The 21,499-nt window shown below is 71.4% G+C and carries 23 protein-coding genes; 8 read left to right on the forward strand and 15 right to left on the reverse strand.

The features are described 5' to 3' along the window. Positions 1-13: 13 nt before the first annotated feature. The 6 genes from K2F47_RS19230 to K2F47_RS19255 all read right to left on the reverse strand — a co-directional run bounded on the left by K2F47_RS19230 (position 14) and on the right by K2F47_RS19255 (position 5,146). Positions 14-1,216, reverse strand: a complete 1,203-nt coding sequence (locus tag K2F47_RS19230) for a M20 family metallopeptidase (protein ID WP_242905656.1) — start codon at positions 1,214-1,216, stop codon at positions 14-16. Beyond that, positions 1,213-1,914, reverse strand: coding sequence for an XRE family transcriptional regulator (locus K2F47_RS19235; protein WP_242905658.1), 702 nt, complete (start codon positions 1,912-1,914; stop codon positions 1,213-1,215). Before K2F47_RS19235 ends, K2F47_RS19230 begins: the two co-directional genes overlap by 4 nt. A gap of 226 nt (positions 1,915-2,140) precedes the next feature. After that, complete coding sequence (locus K2F47_RS19240) at positions 2,141-2,542, reverse strand: VOC family protein (protein WP_242905667.1); 402 nt, start codon at positions 2,540-2,542, stop codon at positions 2,141-2,143. A 27-nt stretch (positions 2,543-2,569) separates the two neighbouring features. Then, positions 2,570-3,178, reverse strand: coding sequence for a dihydrofolate reductase family protein (locus K2F47_RS19245; protein ID WP_242905668.1), 609 nt, complete (start codon positions 3,176-3,178; stop codon positions 2,570-2,572). A 172-nt stretch (positions 3,179-3,350) separates the two neighbouring features. Beyond that, positions 3,351-3,998 carry a response regulator gene (locus K2F47_RS19250; protein WP_242905670.1) on the reverse strand — a complete coding sequence of 216 codons (648 nt, stop codon included), beginning with the start codon at positions 3,996-3,998 and terminating at the stop codon, positions 3,351-3,353. Further along, positions 3,995-5,146 carry a sensor histidine kinase gene (locus tag K2F47_RS19255; protein WP_242905671.1) on the reverse strand — a complete coding sequence of 384 codons (1,152 nt, stop codon included), beginning with the start codon at positions 5,144-5,146 and terminating at the stop codon, positions 3,995-3,997. Before K2F47_RS19255 ends, K2F47_RS19250 begins: the two co-directional genes overlap by 4 nt. Positions 5,147-5,376: 230 nt before the next feature. On the opposite strand from K2F47_RS19255, the gene K2F47_RS19260 reads away from it, so the two are divergent. After that, positions 5,377-5,781 carry a DUF6326 family protein gene (locus K2F47_RS19260; protein ID WP_242905672.1) on the forward strand — a complete coding sequence of 135 codons (405 nt, stop codon included), beginning with the start codon at positions 5,377-5,379 and terminating at the stop codon, positions 5,779-5,781. Between the two features lie 85 nt (positions 5,782-5,866). Here K2F47_RS19260 and K2F47_RS19265 read toward each other — a convergent pair whose 3' ends face one another. From K2F47_RS19265 to K2F47_RS19285, 5 genes are all read right to left on the reverse strand, one after another. Next, complete coding sequence (locus K2F47_RS19265) at positions 5,867-7,063, reverse strand: amidohydrolase (protein ID WP_242905673.1); 1,197 nt, start codon at positions 7,061-7,063, stop codon at positions 5,867-5,869. Between the two features lie 52 nt (positions 7,064-7,115). After that, positions 7,116-8,741, reverse strand: coding sequence for an ABC transporter permease (locus K2F47_RS19270; protein WP_242905674.1), 1,626 nt, complete (start codon positions 8,739-8,741; stop codon positions 7,116-7,118). Continuing rightward, positions 8,738-9,562: an ABC transporter ATP-binding protein gene (locus K2F47_RS19275; RefSeq protein ID WP_242905676.1), complete on the reverse strand. Its 825-nt coding sequence runs from the start codon at positions 9,560-9,562 to the stop codon at positions 8,738-8,740. Before K2F47_RS19275 ends, K2F47_RS19270 begins: the two co-directional genes overlap by 4 nt. A gap of 8 nt (positions 9,563-9,570) precedes the next feature. Then, entirely contained in the window at positions 9,571-10,638 is a 1,068-nt protein-coding gene (locus tag K2F47_RS19280; RefSeq protein ID WP_242905678.1) for an ABC transporter substrate-binding protein, read from the reverse strand. 73 nt (positions 10,639-10,711) lie between these two features. Continuing rightward, positions 10,712-11,458, reverse strand: coding sequence for an FCD domain-containing protein (locus K2F47_RS19285; protein WP_242905680.1), 747 nt, complete (start codon positions 11,456-11,458; stop codon positions 10,712-10,714). A 194-nt stretch (positions 11,459-11,652) separates the two neighbouring features. Here K2F47_RS19285 and K2F47_RS19290 point away from each other — a divergent pair, with 194 nt between their 5' ends. Both K2F47_RS19290 and K2F47_RS19295 read left to right on the forward strand, forming a co-directional pair. Beyond that, positions 11,653-12,417, forward strand: a complete 765-nt coding sequence (locus K2F47_RS19290) for a nucleoside phosphorylase (RefSeq protein WP_242905682.1) — start codon at positions 11,653-11,655, stop codon at positions 12,415-12,417. Between the two features lie 34 nt (positions 12,418-12,451). Further along, a complete protein-coding gene (locus tag K2F47_RS19295) occupies positions 12,452-13,711 on the forward strand; it encodes an MFS transporter (RefSeq protein WP_242905684.1) in 1,260 nt (419 codons plus the stop codon). On the opposite strand, the gene K2F47_RS19300 is transcribed toward K2F47_RS19295, so the two are convergent. Genes K2F47_RS19300 through K2F47_RS19310 form a run of 3 tightly spaced genes read right to left on the reverse strand, consistent with a single transcriptional unit; the run spans position 13,708 to position 15,676 of the window. Further along, positions 13,708-14,961 (reverse strand): RNA polymerase sigma factor, encoded by a 1,254-nt coding sequence (locus tag K2F47_RS19300; RefSeq protein WP_242905685.1) that lies wholly within the window; start codon positions 14,959-14,961, stop codon positions 13,708-13,710. The genes K2F47_RS19295 and K2F47_RS19300 overlap by 4 nt on opposite strands. Beyond that, positions 14,958-15,296, reverse strand: coding sequence for a YciI family protein (locus K2F47_RS19305; protein ID WP_242905688.1), 339 nt, complete (start codon positions 15,294-15,296; stop codon positions 14,958-14,960). The genes K2F47_RS19300 and K2F47_RS19305 overlap by 4 nt, the downstream gene beginning before the upstream one ends. Before the next feature lie 11 nt (positions 15,297-15,307). After that, on the reverse strand, positions 15,308-15,676 hold the full coding sequence (locus tag K2F47_RS19310) for a YciI family protein (RefSeq protein ID WP_242905689.1): 369 nt from the start codon (positions 15,674-15,676) through the stop codon (positions 15,308-15,310). Positions 15,677-15,845: 169 nt separating this feature from the next. Between K2F47_RS19310 and K2F47_RS19315 the strand changes: the two genes are divergently transcribed. The 5 genes from K2F47_RS19315 (at position 15,846) to K2F47_RS19335 (ending at position 20,361) form a co-directional block, all read left to right on the forward strand. Next, positions 15,846-16,739 (forward strand): TIGR03619 family F420-dependent LLM class oxidoreductase, encoded by an 894-nt coding sequence (locus K2F47_RS19315; RefSeq protein WP_242905691.1) that lies wholly within the window; start codon positions 15,846-15,848, stop codon positions 16,737-16,739. A 94-nt stretch (positions 16,740-16,833) separates the two neighbouring features. Then, on the forward strand, positions 16,834-17,865 hold the full coding sequence (locus tag K2F47_RS19320) for a medium chain dehydrogenase/reductase family protein (protein WP_242905692.1): 1,032 nt from the start codon (positions 16,834-16,836) through the stop codon (positions 17,863-17,865). A gap of 56 nt (positions 17,866-17,921) precedes the next feature. Then, positions 17,922-18,563 (forward strand): SRPBCC family protein, encoded by a 642-nt coding sequence (locus K2F47_RS19325; protein ID WP_242905694.1) that lies wholly within the window; start codon positions 17,922-17,924, stop codon positions 18,561-18,563. 473 nt (positions 18,564-19,036) lie between these two features. Further along, positions 19,037-19,672, forward strand: coding sequence for a DUF4360 domain-containing protein (locus K2F47_RS19330; protein ID WP_242905696.1), 636 nt, complete (start codon positions 19,037-19,039; stop codon positions 19,670-19,672). 32 nt (positions 19,673-19,704) lie between these two features. Then, positions 19,705-20,361, forward strand: coding sequence for a DUF4360 domain-containing protein (locus tag K2F47_RS19335; RefSeq protein WP_242905698.1), 657 nt, complete (start codon positions 19,705-19,707; stop codon positions 20,359-20,361). Positions 20,362-20,432: 71 nt separating this feature from the next. Here K2F47_RS19335 and K2F47_RS19340 read toward each other — a convergent pair whose 3' ends face one another. Next, on the reverse strand, positions 20,433-21,383 hold the full coding sequence (locus K2F47_RS19340) for an AraC-like ligand-binding domain-containing protein (RefSeq protein WP_242905700.1): 951 nt from the start codon (positions 21,381-21,383) through the stop codon (positions 20,433-20,435). Between the last annotated feature and the right edge of the window lie 116 nt (positions 21,384-21,499).

Genomic DNA, 21,499 nt, shown 5'->3' on the forward strand with positions numbered 1-21,499 from the left:
TGGTCGCAAGCCGTCAGTGGTGCAGTAGCGCGTCCAAGGCCAGGTGGTATGCGGCCTGGACGGGTTCGATGGTGTCCAAGCGGATCCGTTCGTCGGTGGCGTGCAGACCGACGTGGTCGACGCCGAAGCCGGCGGTCGCCGGGATGCCGAGGCCGGCGAGATAGTTCCCGATGTTCGAGGGGCCAGCGATCTTCGGGGTAGGGGCGAGGCGAACGGCATGGGCGGCGTTCAGGAGGGCCGCTCGCAGCGCGGAGGTCGCCGGGAGAGCGTATTCGGGCCAGCGGGTGGTGAAGTCGAGGCTCGTGCCCGGGGTGTCAGGCCACGCGGCGTCGACTGCGGCCGCTTGCCCCTGGAGGAGCTCGACGGCGTCCTTGTGGGTGAGGGCTGGGGTGAGCCGAGTATCAACGTTCAAAACGCACAGGTCCGGGACGGTCGAATAGCCCTGGCCGCCGGTGATCGCGGTGACCGTGAGTTTGCCCGGCAGCGGGAACCCCTCGCCCGCCGTGGCCGGAAGGTCGAGTGCGTGCAGCGCCGAGACCAGGTGGGCGGCCTTGGCGATCGCGCTGGACGCCGCCGACCGCGCGCCGGAGTGGGCGGCGACGCCGTGCACTCGGATCTGCGCCCTCAGGACGCCGCGTCCACCGATGACGACATGCTCGATTCCGGGATATCCGATCATCACGCCGTCCACCCGCGAGGGCGCGTCCGGCCCGTCGAAATAGGCCCGGGCGCCACCGAACCCGCCGGTGTGCTCGTCGACGTCGAACAGCAGGACCAGGTTGCCGCCCCCACCATCCAGAGCGGGCCTCAAGCGGGCCGCCACATGGGCGAAGATCGCCGCACCGGCCTTGGAATCGCTCGTCCCTCGGCCGTGCATCCATCCATAGACCAGGTCTCCGGACGTCGGGGGGCGGCTCCAGGCCGCCTCGTCCCCGAACGGCGCGGTGTCCAGACAGGCGTCCAGGACATAGCGGGGCCCGGCCGGATCACCGGTGATCTCACTGACCAGCGCCACCGTCGCGCCGTCGGCGTCGGTGAGCCTGCGCGTGGGTAGACCGTGGCTCTCCAGCCAGGTTTCCATTCTCTCCAGCACCGGGTCGTAGGAGTCGATGCCGCCGCGGCTGGGCAGGCGCACCAGTTCGCCGGTCAGGGCGATGACGCTGTCGCGGTCGTCGGCGGCGAGCTTCAGCGCTTCGGTGACGGTGCAGCCGGTCATGTGGTCGCGTCTCGCTTCCCTACGACGTCGAGGGCGCGGACGGCCTGAAGGGTCTCGATGCGGCGGGCGGCCGCGTAGGCCTGCCTGCCATGGTCGAGCAGCCGACATGCCTCCGCCCTGCCCAGGCTGATACCGGAGTCGAAGGCCTCCAGCGAGGTGAGCGATGGTATCGGGACAACGGCGCGCCGCTCGCTCGCGCACAAGAACCGTTCCGGTCTCCCACGATCCTCGACGAGCCCGATGTGCAGCGTCTTGAGGCCGTGGGTGCGGTCTGACGGATCGCGCAGATCCAGCAGGCGAATCAGATGGTCGGCCAGGACCTGGTGGAAGGGCGGGCCGAACAGGACCCGGTAGTGCACAAGCGTCGGCCGCTGGTCCAGGGCCTCCTCGATCGCCTTCAGATAGGCGAGGTCGCGCGACCGCGACCCCATCACCACCAGGCACTCGCGTGCGTCCTGCACCGTCCCCATCAGCGCCCGCCGCAACTCAGGCACGCTCGCCAAAAGCTTCGGAGCGGCTTTCCTCAGGCCCTGGTCCTGGTGGGCGAACAGCACTTCGGGTGGCTGCTGGTAGATCTCGCACAGGGTCTTACGGTGCCCCATGCTGGTGGCGTGCTGGTCCAACTCCCAGCCACTGACCATGCTCGGTGTCACCCCTGACTGACCGCCCGGCGTCCGCAAGTCGATCTCCTCGACCACCTCCTCGAGCGTCCAGTTCCGCGTTAACCGTGCTCTTCGCAGCGGGGACGGCTCGACCTCGCTTCTGGACGGCCGACGGGGCATGACCAGGCCACCTCCGCCCTTCAGGTGACGTACGACTGAAATCTCCCGCCCTCATCATGACTGCTGCGGGCCAGGTGGGCGATGACTTGGGATGTGATGCGGCTGAGGGCGGGAGGTCGAGCTTGTCGGCCCGCCGCAGCGGTCAGGGGGTGAAGTCGGCGGAGCGCCACGGCATCTCCTGGAGGACCCAGGTGTTGCCGTCGGGGTCCGCGAACGGCACGAACAGCATGGCGCCCTCGTGCTCGTCGACCTCGCCCACGTCGACCCCCTTCGCGGCGAGCTCGGCGCGGGTGGCGCGCGCGTCGGCGACCACCAGGTGCAGGCTGCGCAATGAGCCCGGCGTCATCTCCGCGATGCCCGGGAGTCCCCTGCTCAGCAAGATCGAGCACGCCGACCCCGGTGGGGTCAGCTGCACGATCCGCGGACCCGACCCGGGTTCGACGTCCACGTCGACCGCGAACCCGAGCTTGTCGGTGTAGAAGGCCTTGGCGCGGTCCACGTCGGCGACCGGCACCGGTACGAGTTCGAACTTCATCTGCGTCATCACGGATACTCCAGGTAGGAAAACAGATCAGGTGGCGGGAACGGAACGCCGGTAGATCAGGTGTGTCACCCCGGCGCCGACGATCACCTCGGGGTCGCCGAAGTCGACCGGTGCCGTCGCGACGCCGTCCAGCATGCGCACACCGCCGCCGAGCACGACCGGTACCAGGTCCAGCCGCAACTCGTCCAGCAGCCCCAGGTCCAGGGCCTGGCCGACCAGGCTCCCCGGGCCGATGCCGACATCGCGCGCCCCGGCGGCCGCGACCGCCTGGCGGACCGCCGACTCGACGCCGTCGGTGACGAAGGTGAACGGGGTGACGGTGTTCACCCAGCCCGCCGGTGGACGGTGGGTCACCACGAACACGGGCACGTCCCCGATCGGATGCGACCCGCCCCATCCACCGGTCAGGTCGAACTGGCCCCGGCCGACCACCAGGGCCCCGGTGCGCGCCATCGTGTCGCGCAGATAGCCCGCCGTCCCGGCCGAGGTGCGGTACGTGAGCCGGTCGGGTTGCGCCGACAGCGTCGCCACGTCCCCGGCGGTGCACCACGCGAACAGGCGGTCGAATCCCGAACCGCCCGGCCCCGCGATGAACCCGTCCAGAGACACCGATGCCTGCGCGACAACCTTGCCCATTTCGCCTCCGCGTGGATCATGCCGTTCTACCAGGAGAGACCACGGGCGTGCGGGAAACTCATCGGTCGCGGCCAACCGTGATCCGTCCGATCTACAGCCGCAACTCCCGGCAGGTCTACGAGGGCGTGATCGTTAGACGGTTTCGAACCTGCGGCGTGTTCCAGGCCGAGCGTCAGATGCGGCCGGTCTCGTGGGCCCACATGGCGACCTCGACGCGGTTCCGGGCGCCGAGCTTTCGCATGAGGCTGGCGAGGTGGGCTTTGACGGTGCTCGGGGTGATGTGGAGCTCGTCGGCGATCTCGTTGTTGGTGCGGCCTTGGGCTACCGGCACGAGGACTTCCTCCTCGCGGGCGGTGAGCGGTTCTATCGGCTGCCTCGGTGGTGGGGTCTGTACGTGGGCGAATGCTGCGAGCAGCCGGACGGTCACGCTGGGTGTGATCAGCGCGTCTCCGGCGGCGGCCGCGTGGATGGCCTGGGTCAGCAGGGCGGGTCCGGCGTCCTTGAGGAGGAACCCGCGGGCGCCGGCCTTGAGCGCCCCGTGGACGTACTCGTCGAGGTCGAAGGTGGTGATGACCACGATCGGCAGGGGATCGGGGACGTCGGGGCCGGCGAGGCGCCGGGTGGCCTCGATGCCGTCCATCAGCGGCATGCGGATGTCGAACAGGCCGACGTCGGGGCGCAGCCGGAGCGCCAGGCGGACCGCCTCGCGCCCGTCGGCGGCCGCGCCGACCACGTCGATGTCGGGTTGGGCGTCGAGCAGCATGGTCAACCCGGTGCGCACGATGGGCTGGTCGTCGGCGATGAGGACCCTGACGCTCATGATGGCGTCCCGGTTCGAGGCAGGACCGCCTCCACCCGCCAGCCCCGCTCGGCGGCGGGGCCCGCGTGGAAGGTGCCGCCGAGCAGTGCGGCGCGTTCCCGCATGCCCACCAGGCCGTAGCCCGCCGGGGCGCGGCCGCCGGCGGCGGAGCCGTCGTCGTCGATGGTCAGCCGTACCCGGTCGGCGTCGCCTGTGACGGCGACGGTGACCTGGGACGCGTGCCGGGCGTGCCGTCGGGCGTTGGTGATGGACTCTTGGGCCAGGCGATAGATCGCGGCCCCGACCGCCGGGCTGAGGTCGTCGAACTCGCCGGACAACGTCACCTTGACGCGGGGACGCGTCCGGTCGTCGGTGGCGAGCTGCTCGACCTCGGCCACGCCGGGCTGCGGCGCGAACTCGGTGTCCTGTGCGGCGCGGAGCACGCCGACGATGGCGCGCAACTCGGTGAGGGTGCGGCTCGCCGCGTCCTCGATGACGGCCAGGGCCTCGACGGCGCGCTCGGGGTGGGAGGCCGCGACGGCACGTCCCGCCTGGGCCTGGATGGCGATGCCCGTGACGCGGTGGGCGACGGTGTCGTGGAGGTCACGAGCGAGCTGTTCGCGTTCGCGGGCCTTGGCGTGGTCGATGTCGCGGACGCGGACCTTCGTGCGATAGCGGATCGCGGTGCCGAGCGCGGCGGCGAACAGGAAGAACGCGTATCCCGCGACCAGCTCCGCATGGCTGGTGGGGTCGGCGCCGAGGGTGGTGATGACGGCCGGCCAGAGCAGGATGACGCCGAGGCCGCTTGCGGCTTCCCGGCCGGAGCCCCACCGGAACAAGGCGTAGGCCAGGATCAGCACCGCAATGCTGCTGTTCAGCAGGGCGCCGTGCGACCCGGTGAGGATTCTGACGATGTCGACGATCGTCAGCGTGCCGAAGGAGGCCGCGACCGCGACGAGCGGGTGCGTGCGGCGCCACAGCAGGGGGCCGAGGACCGCGAGCACCGCGACCAGCAGCAGCGGACGTGGCGCCAGGTCCTGGCGAAGCACCGCTTCCAGCACCGACCAGCAGATCAGTACCGCGACCAAGGCCCAGTCCCGCGGCCCCAGGTCCGGGGCGTTCGGGGGGCGCGGTTCGGCCCACAGCGAGCGGAGTGCGTTGGCGGCCATCTGGTCAGCCTAGGCAGCCCGCGCGCCCGGTGTATCCGCCAAAAGTACAAGAGCCCGGCTGTGCAAACGGCCAGGTAGAAGCAGGCTCGGCGGCTGATGTGCCCGCCGCCGGCCTCCGTGAGGGTGGAAGCACCCACCCGATCAAGCCAGGGAGCATTGTGATGAGAACGCCCCAATCCCATACCGCGTCGAAGAATCCGCCGACCCGGAGCACCCTGGAAGATCTGCGCATGCCCGTGCAGGCCAAGCTCGCAGCGGCATGGACCAGCTTCATGTTCCTCTACATCTACGTGGACTACCTCGCCCTGTACAAGCCCGGCTTCCTCGACGACCTCCTGGCCGGCACCGTCCACGAGTTCGACACCGGTCCGACCTTCGTCGCCGTCGCGCTCACGCTCATGGCCGTCCCGATCCTCATGATCCTGCTCTCCGTGACACTGCCCGCCCGTGCCAACCGCACCGTCAACCTCGTCGTCGCGACGCTCTACGTTCCCGTCTCGATCTTCAACGCGGCAGGGGAGAGTTGGACCTACTCCTACTTCTACGGCCTCTCCATCGGACTGGAGGTGCTGCTCCTGGCCTTCATCCTGCGCTCCGCCTGGGCCTGGCCACGCCGCAGGCCGCAGCAGGCGTGACCGCCCCCTCACCCGACCACCCAAGACGCTCGGCTGGGGGATACCAGCCGAGCGTCTTGGGTGGTTGGGCTTCGGGGCCCTTCGGCTACGGGACGAGGGCGCCGGAGCGGGCGACGATGCGGCCGTCCTTCATGACCAGGGTGCGCTCCGGGGGCGTCACGACGATCTCGCCGAGCGCCTCGCCCGGCAGGACGACGAGGTCGGCGACGTCGCCCTCCTCGACCTCGCAGCGGGGGGCGCCGAGGACGGCGCGGCCCAGCGTCGTGCCCATGCTCAGCGCGAACTCCAGGTCGTCGTCCGTCCGCCAGTACTGCTTGTAGGCCAGGAACGTCGAGCGGGCGAGGATGTCGCCCTCGCCCCACGGGGACCAGCGGCTCCGGGAGGAGTCGGAGCCGAGGCACATCCGCACGCCCATCTCGTGCAGGGCCTTGACGTCCGGCACCGGGAGGAGGCCGTGGACGCCGACGGCGACCGCGATGTCGGCCTCCGCGAGCACCGAGCCGAGACGCGCGAACTGGGCGGGCGTCGGCTCGGCCAGGCTGAACACGTCGCACAGGCTGACCTTGCCCTGCATGCCGAGCGCCTTGACCCGCTCGGCGATCCGCTCGATGAGCCAGATGCCCAGTTCGCCGGACTCGTGCGCGTGGAAGTCCACCGATACCTGGTAGCGGTCGGCGAGGCCGAACACGATGTCGAGCTGGCGCGCGGCGTCGCCGTCGACGCCCGCCGGGTCCAGGCCGCCGACCGCGTCGGCCCCGAGCCGCAGCGCCTCCTCCAGCAGCTCCGCGGTGCCCGGCTTGCGCAGGATGCCGAGCTGCGGGAACGCCACGATCTGGAGGTCGGTGAGGCCGGTCATCTCCTCGCGCACCTGGAACATGCCCTGGACGCCGTCGAGCCCGACCTCCGGCGCGACGTCCACGAACGTCCTGATCGACGTCGAGCCGTAGGCGACGCACTTGTCGAGGAAGGCCCGGGCCCGCTTCGCGACGGGGGTCGTGATCTCGGCCCACTGCTGGAGCTGGTCCTCGAACATCTGGTCCATCGTGATCGGCTCGGACGTCCGCCGGACCCACGGCTCGCCCCACAGGCTCTTGTCGGCGTGGGCGTGGCCGTCCACGAAGCCGGGCAGGACGATCTGCCCGCCGAGGTCCTCGACGTGGTCGGCGGGGCCGAGGTCGGCCGGCGCGGCGCCGACGGACACGATCTTGCCCTTCTCGACGGTGACGGCCTGCGGGTCGCCCACGCCGTTCACGCGGACGTTGGACAGCACAATTCTGGACATGATTTGCCTTCTCGTGTTTCCCGGCCATCCGGGAGAACCTGCGGTGTTTCCTCTATTCGAGGCGGCTGATCGCGGCGTCTTCGAGCGCGCCCGCGAGGCGGTAGGCCATGAGCGAGGCGAGCAGCACGATCGCGACGCCGCCCCAGACGAAGTCGTAGTCCGACAGCGTCGCCGCGACGGTCATCGACGCGCCGAGCCCGTAGCCGGTGGCGAGCCACTCGGCCACCATCGCCGCGCCGATCGACAGCGGCAGCGCGATCTTGACCGAGGCCAGCAGCGCGGGCAGCGCGTAGGGGATGAGCAGTTTGGTGATGTGGTGCCCGCGCTTCGCCCCGACGGCGGTGAGCAGGTCGCCCGCGCTGCGCGGGACGGCCCGCATCGCCAGCAGGACGTTGACGAGGATCGGGAAGAACGTCATCACCGCGATCAGGACGGTGACGGCGGCGATCCCGCGTCCGAACATCAGCGCCAGCAGCGGCATCGCGGCCACGATCGGAATCGAGCGCAGCGCGATCGAGATCGGCATCAGCACCCGCTCGATCACCGGGAACTCGTGCGCGACCACGGCCATCGCCACCGCGAGGACGAGCCCCACGAGGAACCCGATCCCGGCGTCCCCGATGGTGCGCAGCAGCGACGACAGCATGTACGGCAGCGGGTCCTCCGCCTCGCCGGACGCCGTCACCAGCTGCGTGTCGCCGTTCAGGAAGTACCGCGTGACCTCCCACGGGCCGCGGGCCACCGCGTTCCCGCCCGGCACGACCAGGACGAGCAGCCACCAGCCGAGCACGACGCCGCCGACCGTCCCGGCCACCGACAGCACCGCGCGCCGCACGCGGGCGAGCGGACGGGTGTCGCGGCGCCCGAGCCGGGCGGCCCGCGCGCCGAGGACGGTGTCCATCGAGCGGGTCCACGGCAGCGCCGCCCGCACGATCAGCGGCAGCGCCAGGAACGCCACGGCGGCGAGCAGCGAGGTCACGATCGCGAGGCCCCAGGCGCGGGGGATGTCGAACGCGCCCTGCGCCTGCACCATCGCGACGCCGAGGCCCTCCGAGCCGCCCATGTACTCGCCGATGATCGCGCCGAGGATGGCGCCGGGCGCCGCGACCTGGAGGCCCGCGACCAGGCTCGGGATCGCGGCGGGCAGCCGCACCCGGCGGATCACCGTCCACTCCGAGCCGCCGGAGGCGCGCACCACGTCGACCGAGGTGCGGTCCACGCCGGTGAGGCCGAGGATCGCGGCGACCAGGGTGGTGAACACGACCGCCTGCGCGGCGAGGATCACGCTCGGCATGTTGCCCCGGAACGCGATCGCGAGCAGTGGCGCGACGGCGATGAGCGGCAGCGCGATCGCGCCGACCGCGACCCGCTCGAACAGCGCCTGGACGCGGGGGAACGGCAGCGTGCACAGCGCCAGCGCGATCGCGATGCCGTTGCCCCACAGATAGCCCTGGAGCGCCGACGCCATCGTGACCCGCACGTTCGGCCCGTAGTAGCCGGCGTCGTCGCGCATCTGGCCGAGCACCTCGGCGGGCTTCGGCACCAGCGACCCGAACGCGCCGGTCGCCATCACCTGCCACGCGACGGCCAGCACCACCACGGTCAGCAGCGGCGGGACGAGGTCGCGCAGGCGCGCGGCGAGCGGCGAGCGGCCGAACGGCCGGGCGGCGGCGGTCACCGGCCCGCCCGCCCGGCGCCGCTGAACAGCTTCTCGGACAGCTCGTCGCAGATCGCGTGGAACGCCGCGTCCTGGAGGATCTCGGGCGTGCGCGGCCGGGGGAGGTCGACGCGGACGACGTCCAGGATCGTTCCAGGACGCGGCGACATCAGCACGACGGTGTCGGAGAGCAGCACGGCCTCGGCGATGCCGTGCGTGACCAGCACCGTGGTCGTGCCGCGCTCGGCCCAGATCCGCTGCAACTCGAAGTTGAGCCGCTGGCGGGTGAGGTCGTCCAGCGCGCCGAACGGCTCGTCCAGCAGCAGCAGTTCGGGGTCGGTGACCAGGGACCGGGCCAGCGACACGCGCTGGCGCATGCCGCCCGACAGCTGCGACGGGCGGGCCTTCTCGAACCCCTTGAGCCCGACGAGCTGGATCAGGTCGGCGATGGCGGCGGGGTCCTTGCGTCCCGCCACCTCCAGCGGCAGCCGGATGTTGGCCTCGACGCTGCGCCACGGCAGCAGGCCCGCGTCCTGGAACGCGATCCCGACGCCGTGGCCCTCGCGCAGCTCGCGCGGGGTGCGGCCGTGGACGGTGACGGTCCCGGCGGTGGGGCTCTCCAGGTCGGCCAGAGTCCGCAGGACGGTGGACTTCCCGCACCCCGACGGGCCGAGCAGCCCGACGAACTCGCCCCGGCGGGAGTCGAAGGTGAACTCGCGCAGCGCCTCGACCGGCGCCCCCTTGGCCTCGAAGACCTTCCTCAGCCCGCTCGTGTGGATCCCCTCGGATCCGGCGGCGGCCTGCGTCGCCGCCTTCTCCGGCGACGGTGTCTGCTTCGTCATGGCGCGCCTCAGCCTTCGAGGAGTTCGTTGGTGAACAGCGACCGGTCGACCTTGATCCCGATGCTGCTCAGGCTGGTGATCGTCTCTTGGATGAGCGTGTCGGACATCCAGAACAGCCCCCCGGAGCCAGGGGTGGCGCCGGGCTTGGACCCGCCGCCGGTGGCGCTGACGTAGGGCGCGATCGCGGCGAGCGACTTGGCCTGCTCGCCCGGCTTGAGGCCGAGCTTCTCGCCGTACTTCTTCATGATCACGTCGGTGGCGTGCCGCTGGTCGCGCAGCGCCGCCTCCCAGCCCTGCCTGCTGCCCGCCATGAACTTGCGGGCGCGCTCGCGCGCCGCGCGGTCGCTCAGCGTCTTCTCCGAGACGAAGAAGACGCTCTGCATCCGGTTGAACCCGAAGTCGGCGAGCGGCATCACGTGGGTCTTCATGCCGCGCAGTTCCAGCGACACGGGCTGGTTGGAGGCGAATCCCCAGATCGCGTCCACCTCCCGCGCCGCTAGCGGCGCGGGGTCGAACTGGATCGGCACCAGCTTCACTTTGCTGACGTCGACGCCGTTGCGCTTCATGAACACGAGGGCGGTGTTCTTCCCCGCGAGCGTGATGCCGAGCGTCTTGCCCTCGATCTCCTTCGGGCTCCTCACCGGACGGTCGGCGAGCGAGATCCACGACTCCGGGCTCTTGCGCAGCCCGGCGCCGACGATCTTCAGTTTGGCGCCGCGCGCGACGGCGGTGGCGACGTTCTCCGGGATCGCCTCGATACCGACGTTCACCCGGTTCGTCGTGACCATGGGGACGACCGCGGAGTTCGGCCCGCCGGGGAGGATGTCGACGGTCAGGCCCTGCTTGCCGTAGAGCCCGTCCTCGGCTCCGACGAAGATGCCCGCGTACTCCGCGTTCGGGATCCAGGCGAGCTTCACCGTGAGCCGGCCCCCGCCGGAGCCGCCGTCGGCCGAGCCCGTGCCGCACCCGGACAGCCAGGGGACGGCGGAGCCCGCGGTCAGCACGGCGGCGCTCTGGCCGGCGGTCCGCAAGAAGGAGCGCCGGCCCATTCGAGGCGGCGTGTTGTTATGGGTCATGCGTGCTCCCGAAAAGGGTCGTCCGCGCTCCCGAAAGAGTCGTCGTGATAGTTGCGTGATATGTGGTTACGCGTTACGCGAGATCGATCTCGGCGAGCAGCGTGTGAATGACGTGCGCGTTGCCGCTGTTCGCGAACTGCTCGGTCTCGCGGATCATTCCGTCGAGGTGCACGACCATGAGCCGCTCGGCGCCGTCGGCATCCCGGTCGGAGATGCTCGCGACGATGTCGCGGTGCTCCTGATCCCAGCGGGCCAGCGCGTCCTGCTTGACACCGATCATCATGAGCAGGCGTTCGAGCAGTTCCAGGCGGTCGTCGAACAGCGAGGCGCTGATCGCCTGGATCTGCTTGTTGTGCGAGGCGTGGCCGATCGTCTTGTGGAAGGCGAGCCGTTCCCGCCAGCGCGCCTCCCCTCCCGTCTCGACCATCGCGCGCAGGTCGGCGAGCTCCTCCGGGCGTGCCCGGAGCGCGGCGGCGCGCGCCGCCTCCCGCTCGATCCCGCGCCGTCCGGCCAGGTGGTCGACCAGGTCGTGGACGTCGCGCAGGTTCAGCGCGTCGGCGAAGTAGGACGCCCGCTCGCTGTCGAGCTGCTGGTTGGCCGCGACCCGGACGCCCTCCTCGGTGAGGATGCGCCCCTTCTTGCCGAGCGAGCGGGTGAGGGCCCGCTCGTCCAGGTCGGTGAGCAGCCGGCTCACCGTCGACTCGCTGACGTCGAAGCCGCGTTCCCGCAGGTACCGGGCGGCGGCGCGCGCCCCCACCGGGCCCTGGTGATCGCTCATGACCGCCAGGATCGCGGACTCCATCGCCGGCGTGTGCCGCACGGTTGCCTCCTCGCCCGGCTGCGCTCGCCGGGCACTCGCTCCTTGGGCGGCGCCGCCTCGTCAGGCAACGCCGCTGGTCCGGGGTACCGGACCGTTCCCGGAACCGTAAGCGCCTCGTCCCGGTATGTCAATAGTGACGAACGTGGTCGGTATATGACACTGTTTGACCGCAATTGAACGACGAAAGGAAACGGATGAGCACCGACCAGCTCGCGCACCACCTGCACCTACGCCGAAACGACGTCGGCGGGTACGCGCTGCTGCCCAGCAACCCCGACCAGGTCGAACCGCTCGCCGCGCTCATGGACGCCCCCGAGTTCGTCGCCCGCAACCGCGAGTTCGAGACGTGGCGCGGCACGGTCGGCGGCGAGACCGTCGTCGTGACCTCCACCGGCGTGGGCGGCCCGTCCACGGCCCTCGCGGTCGAGGAGCTGGCCGCGCTCGGGGTGGACACGATGATCCGGGTCGGCGTGTCCGGCTCGATGCAGCCGGGCACCCGCAACGGCGAACTGGCCGTCCTCACCGGGGCGATCCGCGACGAGGGCACCACCCGGCAGTACATGCCGGTCGAGTTCCCGGCGATCGCGTCCATCGACGTCGTGCTCGCCCTCCAGGACGCCGCGAACCGCGCCGGCGCGACGTACCGGTGCGGGCTCGCGCACACCAAGGACTCCTACTACGGCGAGACCGAACCCGCCCGGATGCCGATGGCGGCCATGCTCACCGAGCGTTTCGAGACCTGGCGCCGGGGCGGCGCGATCTGCTCGGAGATGGAGACCGCCGCCGCGCTCGTCGTCGGCAGCGTGCTCGACGTCCGGATGGGCAGCGTCGTGCTGATGTGGAGCCAGGAGGCCATCGACACCGGCACCGCCCCGCCCGCCGAGCCGCTCTACGCCACCGCCGTGGGCGCGGTCCGCACGCTGATCGCGGCGAGGGCCCGAACGGCGTCGGACGCGTGACGACCCCGGCACGCGGTCGCCCCGGAGCGGCGCCGTGACCACGAACCGTCCTCCGCTGGAGGCCGCCGGGGACCCGTCCGGCGACCCGTCCGGCGCCGAGGCCGCGGGGGAGGCGCGCGCCCGCGGCACGCCACCGCGTCCCGCGCTCGTGCTGGTCGCCGTCGTGCTGGTCGCCGTGAACCTGCGCGTCGCGGTGACGAGCCTCGGCGCCGTCCTCGACCGGGCCCGGGACGACCTCGCGATGTCCACGCTCGCCGCGTCCACCGCCGCGACCCTGCCCGTCGTGTGCTTCGGCGGCGTCGCGCTGGTGACGCCCCGGCTCATCCGGCGGGTGGGCGCGACGGCCGGGCTCGGGCTGGCGCTCGGCCTGCTGCTGGCCGGGCTGCTGGTCCGGGTCGCGGGCGGCGAGGCCGTGCTGCTCGCCGGGACGTTCGTCGCCTGCGCGGGCATCGCCGCGGGCAACGTCCTGCTCCCGGTGATCGTCAAGATCGAGTTCCCGGGCCGGATCGGCGAGGTCACCGGCGCCTACAGCGCGGCGATGTCGGCCGGGGCCGCGATCGGCGCCGCCGCGACCGTCCCGCTCGGCGACGTCCTCGGCGGCTGGCGGGGCGGGCTCGCCGCCTGGGCCGCGCTCGCCGCCGCGACCCTGCTGCTCTGGCTGCCCCGCGTCCGCCGGACGGCGCCCCCCGCGCGGGCCGAGGCGCCGGTGACGGGCCTCGCGCGCAGCCCGGTCGCCTGGGCGGTCACGCTGCTGTTCGCGACGCAGTCCGTGCTCGCGTTCGTCGTCATGGCCTGGCTCCCGACCATCTACACCGACGCGGGCTACGCGCCGGGCGAGGCTGGAACGCTCCTGGCCGTGGCGCTGCTGGTCGGCGTGCCGGTGTACTTCGCCGTCCCGATCCTTGCGGCGCGGATGCGGCGGCAGGGGGCGCTCGGCGCGGGGATGACCGCCGCGCAGATCGCCGGGCTGGCCGGCCTGCTGCTGCGTCCGGAGTCGGTGCCCTGGCTGTGGGCGGTGCTCATCGGCATCGGCGGCGGCGTGTTCCCGCTGACGCTGGCGCTGTTCAGCATGCGCACCCGCACCGCCGCGGACACGGCCGCCCTGTCGGCGATGGCGCAGAGCGTCGGCTACCTCCTCGCCGCGCTCGGCCCGTTCACCGTCGGCGTCCTGCGCGACGCCACCGGCTCCTGGACGACGCCGATCTCGCTGCTCATCGCGATCTGCGCCGTCCAAGCGGCGCTGTCCTTCAGTGCCGGACGGCCGCGCCTGATCGACACCTCCGGCCCGGGCTAGTCGGGACGCGGCGCCGGGCGCGCCGCGCGTGCCCGCAGGTAGCGCTGCTCGGGGAGGCTGAGCGTGAGCCGGGCCGCGCGCCGGTAGTTCTCACGCGCGGCGTCGTCGTCGCCGGCCAGTTCCTGGAGATGCCCCCGGACGGCGTACAGGCGGTGGTGCCGGGCCATCCTCGGGTCGTCGTCGAGCGGTTCCAGCAGGTCGAGGCCCGCCCGGGGGCCCCGGGTCATCGCGACCGCGACGGCGTGGTTGAGGGTGACCATCGGGTTCGGCGCGATCCGTCCGAGAATCCCGTACAGGACGCGGATCTGCTCCCAGTCGGTGTCCTCGACCCGCGGCGCGCGGTCGTGCAGCGCGGCGATCGCCGCCTGGAGCTGGTAGGGGCCCAGGGGAGAGGCGGCCATGGCGCCGGACACGAGCGCGGTGCCCTCCGCGATGGCGGCGGCGTCCCACCGGGCGCGGTCCTGCTCGGCCAGCGGGACGAACGTGCCGTCCGGGCCGACGCGGGCGGCGCGGCGGGCGTCGGTGAGCAGCATCAGCGCCAGCAGCCCGGCGACCTCGCCGTCGCCGGGCAGCGCCCGGTGCACCGCGCGGGCCAGCCGGATCGCCTCGGCGGTCAGCTCGCGGCGGTGCAGGTCGGGCCCGGAACTGGCGGCATAGCCCTCGTTGAAGATCAGGTAGAGGACGTGCAGGACGGCGCCGAGCCGCCCGCTCCACTCCCGCGCGTCCGGCCGCGCGAACGGCGCGCCCGCCGCCCTGATCCGCCGCTTGGCCCGGCTGATCCGGGGCGCCATCGTGGCCTCGGGCACCAGGAACGCCTGCGCGATCTCGGCGGTGGTGAGGCCGCCGACCGCGCGCAGCGTCAGCGCCACCTGCGAGGCGGGCGTCAGCGCGGGATGGCAGCACAGGAACAGCAGCGTGAGCGTGTCGTCGCGGTCGGCCGGGCTCTCCTCGCCGGGCGCGGCGGCGACATCGGCGTCCGGGACCTCCCGCGCCGCCGCCGCGACCTCCCGGCGGCGGCGCGCCCGCTCGCTGCGCACCTGGTCCACGAGACGGCGGGACGCGACGGTGACCAGCCACGAGCGCGGGCTGTCGGGCACCCCGTCCACCGGCCACTGCGTCGCGGCGGCGAGCAGCGCGTCCTGGACGGCCTCCTCGCACTCCTCGAACCCGCCGTACCGGCGCAGCAGCACGCCGAGGACCTGCGGCGCGAGCTCGCGCAGCAGGTCCCCGAACCGGTCGGGCGCGGTCACATCTCCATCCCGGCCGCGTCCATCAGCGGCCACACCTCGACGCCCCCGGGCCAGCCGGCCGCCGACAGCGCGGCCAGCTCGACGGCGCGGTCCAGGCTCGGGCAGTCCAGCAGGTACTGGCTCGCCAGCGGCTCGGCGTCCCGCAGGTAGGGCCCCTCGGACACCTCCGCCGCCCCGGCCCGCACCCGCACGACCACACTGACGGACGGGTCGGCGAGCACATGCCCGCCGATCAGCTCCCCGGCCTCGCGCGCCACGGCCAGGAACTCCTCGCGGCCGCTCCCGGGCCCGGCGGCGGCCTCCGGGCCCAGGTACAGGTTCACGACGAACTTCATCGCGCCGCTTCTCAGCGTCCCGGCGCGTCCTGGTAGATCACCGGACGCACCTCGACCCCGAGGCCCTCGACCCCCGCGTCGGGAATGAGCGCGGCCAGCTCCAGGGCGCGCTCCCTGCTCTCGCACTCGACCAGGTAGTAGCCGCCGAGGAACTCCTTGGCCTCCAGGTAGGGGCCGTCGGTCACCACCGGGACGCCGCCCCGGGTCCGGGCCACCGCGCTCTCGGACGGGTCGGCCAGCACGACCGTGCCGACCATCTCGCCGGACTCCTTGATCTTCTCGACGAACGGGGCGTGCCCGCTCATCACCTCCTTGCGCTCCTCCTCGGTCAGCGCGTCCCAGACCGCGGGGTTCACATGCATGAGCAGCAAGAACTGCACGTCGTCTCCTTCTCGTCCGGCGCCCCCGGTGGGCGCGGCTCACAGGTGGGTCGGAGCCGGAATCCCGGTTTTGACATCCCGGACGGAACGAACCGCAAGAATCCGGCCGCCGCTCCGACCCACCTCCGAACAACGCCCCCACCTGGGCGTTCACCCTATTGGAGGACATATGGACCTGCCGCGCATCGGTGTGACGCTCCAGCACTTCGGCCGGTACGCCGGTCCGGAGGGCATCGCGACCCTGGCGGTCGCGGCCGAGCGGCTCGGGTTCCACAGCCTGTCGGTCAGCGAACGGCTGCTGATCCCCGTCGGGCCGCACTGGAACAACGACGCGGGCCTGCCCGAGGACCCCTGCTGGGACTCGCTGGAGGTGCTGACCTGGGCCGCCGCGCACACCCGGCGGATCCGGCTGTGCACCGGCATCCTGAACACGATCTTCCAGCCGCCGGTCGTGCTGGCCCGCAAGCTCGCCACCCTCGACCGGCTCTCGCACGGACGCCTCGACGTCGGGATCGGGCAGGGCGGCGGCACCCGGCTCCCCCCGTACTACATCCCGGAGGAGTTCACGGCGGCGGGCGTCCCGGTCGCGCGCCGGGGCGCCGGGTTCGCCGAGCACGTCGCCGCGATGCGCGCCTGCTGGGCCCCCGACCCCGTCGAGTTCCACGGCGAGCACTACACGATCCCGGCGTCCAAGGTCGGGCCGAAGCCGCACGGCGGGCGGATCCCGCTGCTGTTCGGGGCGATCACCCGTCCGACGATCGAGCGGGCGGCCCGCATCGGGGACGGCTTCGTCCTCGTCGCCGTGGACTGGGACGTCGCCCGCCAGCAGATCCGGTGGTACCGCGAGGCCGGCGGCACCGGAACCGTCATGCTGAGCGCCTTCCCCGCGCCGCCGGGCACCGACCTCGCGGTCGGCGACTTCTCCGACGCCGTGCTGGCCGACCTCGACCGCGCCGCCGACGCCGGAGCCGACGAGATGCACGTCGTGACCACGCTCCTGGACGTCTCGATCGAGCGTCAGGTCGAACTGCTGGAGGCACTCGCGACCCGGGTCGGCCTCTAGTTAGAGGGTCTCACGAACGTGATTGACACTCCCAGTGCCGGTGGGTTATAACTTCTAACGAACGCAAGAAGGAGTTATCGCGAGGGAGGCCGGGATGCACACCGGAGAGCACGTCGAGATCGTCCTGCCGGGCAAGGTCGAGCCGGAGGGGCTGGAGATCCGGCACGCGGACGTCCCCGCCGCCGGGCCCGGCCAGGCGCTGATCCGCATGGAGGCGACCGGCGTCTCCTACGCCGAGCAGCAGATGCGCCGCGGCCGCTACTTCGACCAGCCGCCGTTCCCGTTCGTGCCCGGTTACGACGTCGTCGGGACGGTGCTCGCCACCGGCGAGGGCGTCCGGCCCGGCCTGGTCGGGACGCGGGTCGCCGCGATGCTCAAGGTCGGCGGCTGGGCGACCCACGTGCTCGTGGACGCCGCCGACGTCGTGCCGGTCCCCGACGGGGTCGGCGCGGCGGAGGCGGAGACCCTCGTGCTCAACGGGCTCACCGCCTGGCAGATGCTGCACCGCAAGGCGCGCGTCCGCGCCGGGCAGACGATCGTGGTGCACGGCGCCAGCGGCGGCGTCGGCTCGGTGCTGGTCCAGCTCGCCCGCGCGGCCGGAGTGCGGGTCATCGGGACCTCCTCGGCCCGCCACCACGACTCCCTGCGCGCCTTCGGCGTCACGCCCATCGACTACCGCACCGAGGACGTCGCCGCGCGGGTCCGCGAACTCGCCCCCGGCGGGGTGGACGCCGTCTTCGACCACGTCGGCGGGCGCAGCGTGGTCGACTCCTGGCGCCTGCTCGCACCGGGCGGCACGCTCGTCTCCTACGGCACCGCCTCCACCCGCGACGCCCAGGGGTCCAAGCAGTGGCCCGTCCTCAAGATCCTCGGCCGGGTCTGGACGTGGAACGTGCTGCCCAACGGCCGCCGCGCCTACTTCTTCAACGCCTGGGCCGGACGCGCCATCTCCAAGAGCCGGTTCCGGGCCCGGCTGCACGCCGACCTTACCGAGGTCTTCGCCGCCCTCCAGCGCGGCGACATCACACCGCGGATCGCGGCGCGGCTGCCTTTGACCCGCGTCGCCGACGCGATGCGGCTGGCCGAGTCCGGAACCGTCACGGGCAAGGTCGTCCTGACCCCGTAGCTCCGCCTTTCCCGTCCCGACTTTGGACCCGCACGCCAATAACGAGAGGAACCCTCATGTTCAACGAAAATTCGTCCCCCCAACTCCGCGTTCGACGCAATCGCGTACGCGTCACCGCGCTCACGCTCTCGGTCGCCGCCGTCGGTGTCCTCGCGAGCACCGTTCCCGCGTCCGCCGAGGGGCCGGACCACGGGCGGACGTACCAGTGCCGCGGTGAGGGCGTCGATCGCAGCGCCCGCATCCGCTATCAGACCGACGTCACGATCAAGGCCCCGCTGAGCACGGTCTTCAGGCTCCAGACCGACGTTGCGCGCTGGCCGACCTGGCAGCCTCCCGTCCTGACCGCGAAGCGCCTCGACCACGGGCACCTGCGGAAGGGCTCGCGGTTCCACTGGACGACCCCGGCGCCGCCCACGGTCCCGGACACGACCATGCACATCACCTCCACCGTCCGGCAGCTCCGGAACAACTCCTGCATCCTGTGGGCCGGACCGGCGGTCGGGAAGGGCGCGCGCATCGACGAGGGCGTCCACCTGTGGACGTTCACCAAGGTCAGGGGCGGCGTTCGGGTCCACACCGAGGAGACGTGGACCGGCCGCCAGGTCGAGGAGGACGTCCCCGGATCGACCGCGATGCTCGGTGCGGGCCTCGAAGATTGGCTGCGCAACCTGAAGGCCGCCGCGGAGGCCCGTCACTGACCGGCCCGATCCGCTCACGTTCGCCGCCGCCCTCCTCGTTCCCGAGGAGGGCGGCGGCGCGTTTGGGGACGCCTGTGGGGAGGCGGCCGTCGGACGAGACGAAAGGGAGCCGTGAGACGGCCGAAGGCGCGACCGGCTCCGGCCATTCTCTGCACCGCGTAATACCAGTTCATCGCCCTTACGGCGGCATCGGCAATGCTTGGACAGCACAATGGAACGATCCTTGTCAAAAGGTCGCTATTGACGTTCGACAATCGATGATCTCATTGAACGAGACGCTCTCTAGTGTCAATTAAACCTGATTCGAAAAAGTTGAAAATTTCTAGATTGACAAACACTTTGCGAAAAAGTTACTCTCCCTTCAGATCCTGGATCAAGATCGATTCAAGGCGCCGATTCAAACCGGACACCACGCTCCCCGCCTCTTCGGCCGCCGAATATTAATCCTCCCATCCCCAGTGAAGAGGAATCGCATGCGTAAAGGGATCGCCATCTCCGCCACCGCCCTGGCCGCGCTCGCCGTGACCGCGGCTCCAGCCAACGCGAACTCCTGGGGGGACGTCCCGCCCCCCGACAAGGTGACGATAAAGGTCATAAACCTCAACGGCTCCGGCTGCCCGAAGGATTCCGCAACCGCGGTCGTCTCCCCGGACAGGGAGGCGTTCACCATCGCCTACAGCGCGTACACCGTCCAGGCGGGCGGCAACATCCCCCCCATCGAAGCTCGCAAGAACTGCCTGATCACCTTGACCGTGCTGGTTCCGGGGGGCTTCACCTATGCCGTCGCCTCGACCGACCACCGCGGCTATGCCGACCTGCAACCGGGCGCGATCGCGTCCCAGGGGGCCAGCTACTGGTTCCAGGGGCACTCGCAAACGACGCTCACCCAGCATTCCATTCCTGTGGACTCGACGAACTGGCAGTTCACCGACAAGGTTTCGATTCCCAACCTGATATACCGCCCGTGCGGTGAGGACAGATACTTCATCATCAACACGGAACTGGGCGTCCGCGCGGGGACGGACAAGTCGAAGATCAGCCTCCTTGCCCTGGACTCCACCGACGGCAGCATCAAGACGACGTATCACTTCGCCTGGAAGAAGTGCTAGCAATTCCCGTACCCCGTGAAGGAGATGAATCCATGCGTAAGGGAGCCACCGCCACGGCGGCCTGCCTGTCCGCTCTGGTGCTGTCCGCGGGCATGGCCCCCGCGGCATCGGCGGCGACGAGCGAGCCGCCGCCCGGCCGGATCACCATCGAGGTCGTCACGGTGAACGGCTCCGGCTGCCCCGCCGGAACCGCGGCCGTGGCCGCGGCGAAGGACGACAGCGCCTTCACCGTCACCTACAGCAAATACCTGGCCCAGGCCGGCGGGAACTCCCAGCCGACCGACTTCCGCAAGAACTGCCAGCTCAGCCTCGGCATCCACATCCCGCAGGGCTTCACCTACGCGATCGCCAGCGCCGACTACCGCGGGTTCGCGAGCCTGGCGAGCGGCGCGTCCGCGATAGAGCGGGCGAACTACTACTACCAGGGCATGCAGCAGACGACGCCCATCAGCCACAGCCTCAAGGGCAAGTACTCCGACTCCTGGCAGTTCACCGACCGGACGCCGGTGGCCGAGCTGGTCTGGAAGCCGTGCGGTGAGGACCGCCTCCTCAACGTCAACACCGAACTGCGCGTGGACAAGGGCACCTCCGCGCCCGGCGACACCAGCTTCATTTCGTTCGACTCCGCCGACGGCAGCATAAAGACCATTTACCACTTCGAGTGGAAGAAGTGCCCCGGACGACGCTGATCCGGATTCGACCAGGCCGTGCCCTCCACCAGGACGGGCGCGGCCCGGTCGCGTTCGCGGGCCGTCCCGCGTCACAAGTTGCCCGCGCGGTACTCGCGCGGGCTGGTGCCGTAGGCCGCCTTGAACAACCTGCTGAAGCGCGCGGCGTCGACGAAGCCCCGGCGGGCCGCGATGGCGGTGACCGAGCGTCCCACCTGGAGGGGATCGCGCAGGTCGCGGCGGCAGTGTTCGAGCCGCCGCCCTCTGATCCACATCGCGACCGTCGTGCCCTCCGCGTGGAACAGGTTGTACAGGTGGCGGATCGAGACGTAGTGCGCGGCGGCGATCGCGTCGGGGGTCAGGTCCGGGTCGTCCAGATGGCTCTCGATGTAGGCGCGGACCCTGACGAGCAGCGCCCTCCGGCGCGCCTCGGTCGTGCCCGCCGCCACGTCCGTCCGCTCGGCCAGCAGCGTCACCAGCAGGTCGATGATGTTGTCCCCGAGGCGCTGGCCCGCCGGGTCGCCGAGTTCGTCGAGGTGCTGGGCCAGCTGGACGAGGAACGCCGACAGCAGCGCGCCCAGCCCGCGGCGGCCGGAGAAGCGGGTCGCGGTGACCCCGGCGACCGCGTCCTCGGGAAGGCAGAGCAGGCGGCGGGGGAACATCAGCACGAGCTGCCGGTAGGAGCCGTCGAAGGCGAGCGTGTACGGACGGGTCGTGTCGTAGATCGTCAGGTCGCCGGGGGAGAGCGGGGCCTCGCGCCCGTCCTGGGTGAGGACGCAGCGCCCGGTCAGTTGCACTCCGAGTTTGTAGTGCCCCGGATCGGACCGCGCGATCAGCGCGTCGGTGCGCCGCACCAGATGCGGGGTGGCGGACACCTCGGCCACCTTCAGCGAGCCGAGTTCGGAACCGCGCATGTATCCGTCGAAGGCCTCGCAGTCGGCGGGGTCGGTGCGCAGCGGCACGAACATTTCCGAGACCGTGCTGGACCAGAAATCGAATCGCTCGTGGACGGGAAGCTCTGACGTTCGGATCTGCATCGACATGGACGTTCTCCCGATGGATGCCCCGATGTTTCTGCTGGTCACCGGCACGAGGTGACACTGCCGCTGGGGGCCGGTGACGCGGGAGCCGTGTTCTTTTGTCCGTCTCGGAAAGGGGT

Origin of the sequence: Actinomadura terrae, from assembly GCF_022751215.1 — a bacterium.
GTDB classification, from domain to species: Bacteria; Actinomycetota; Actinomycetes; order Streptosporangiales; family Streptosporangiaceae; genus Spirillospora; species Spirillospora terrae.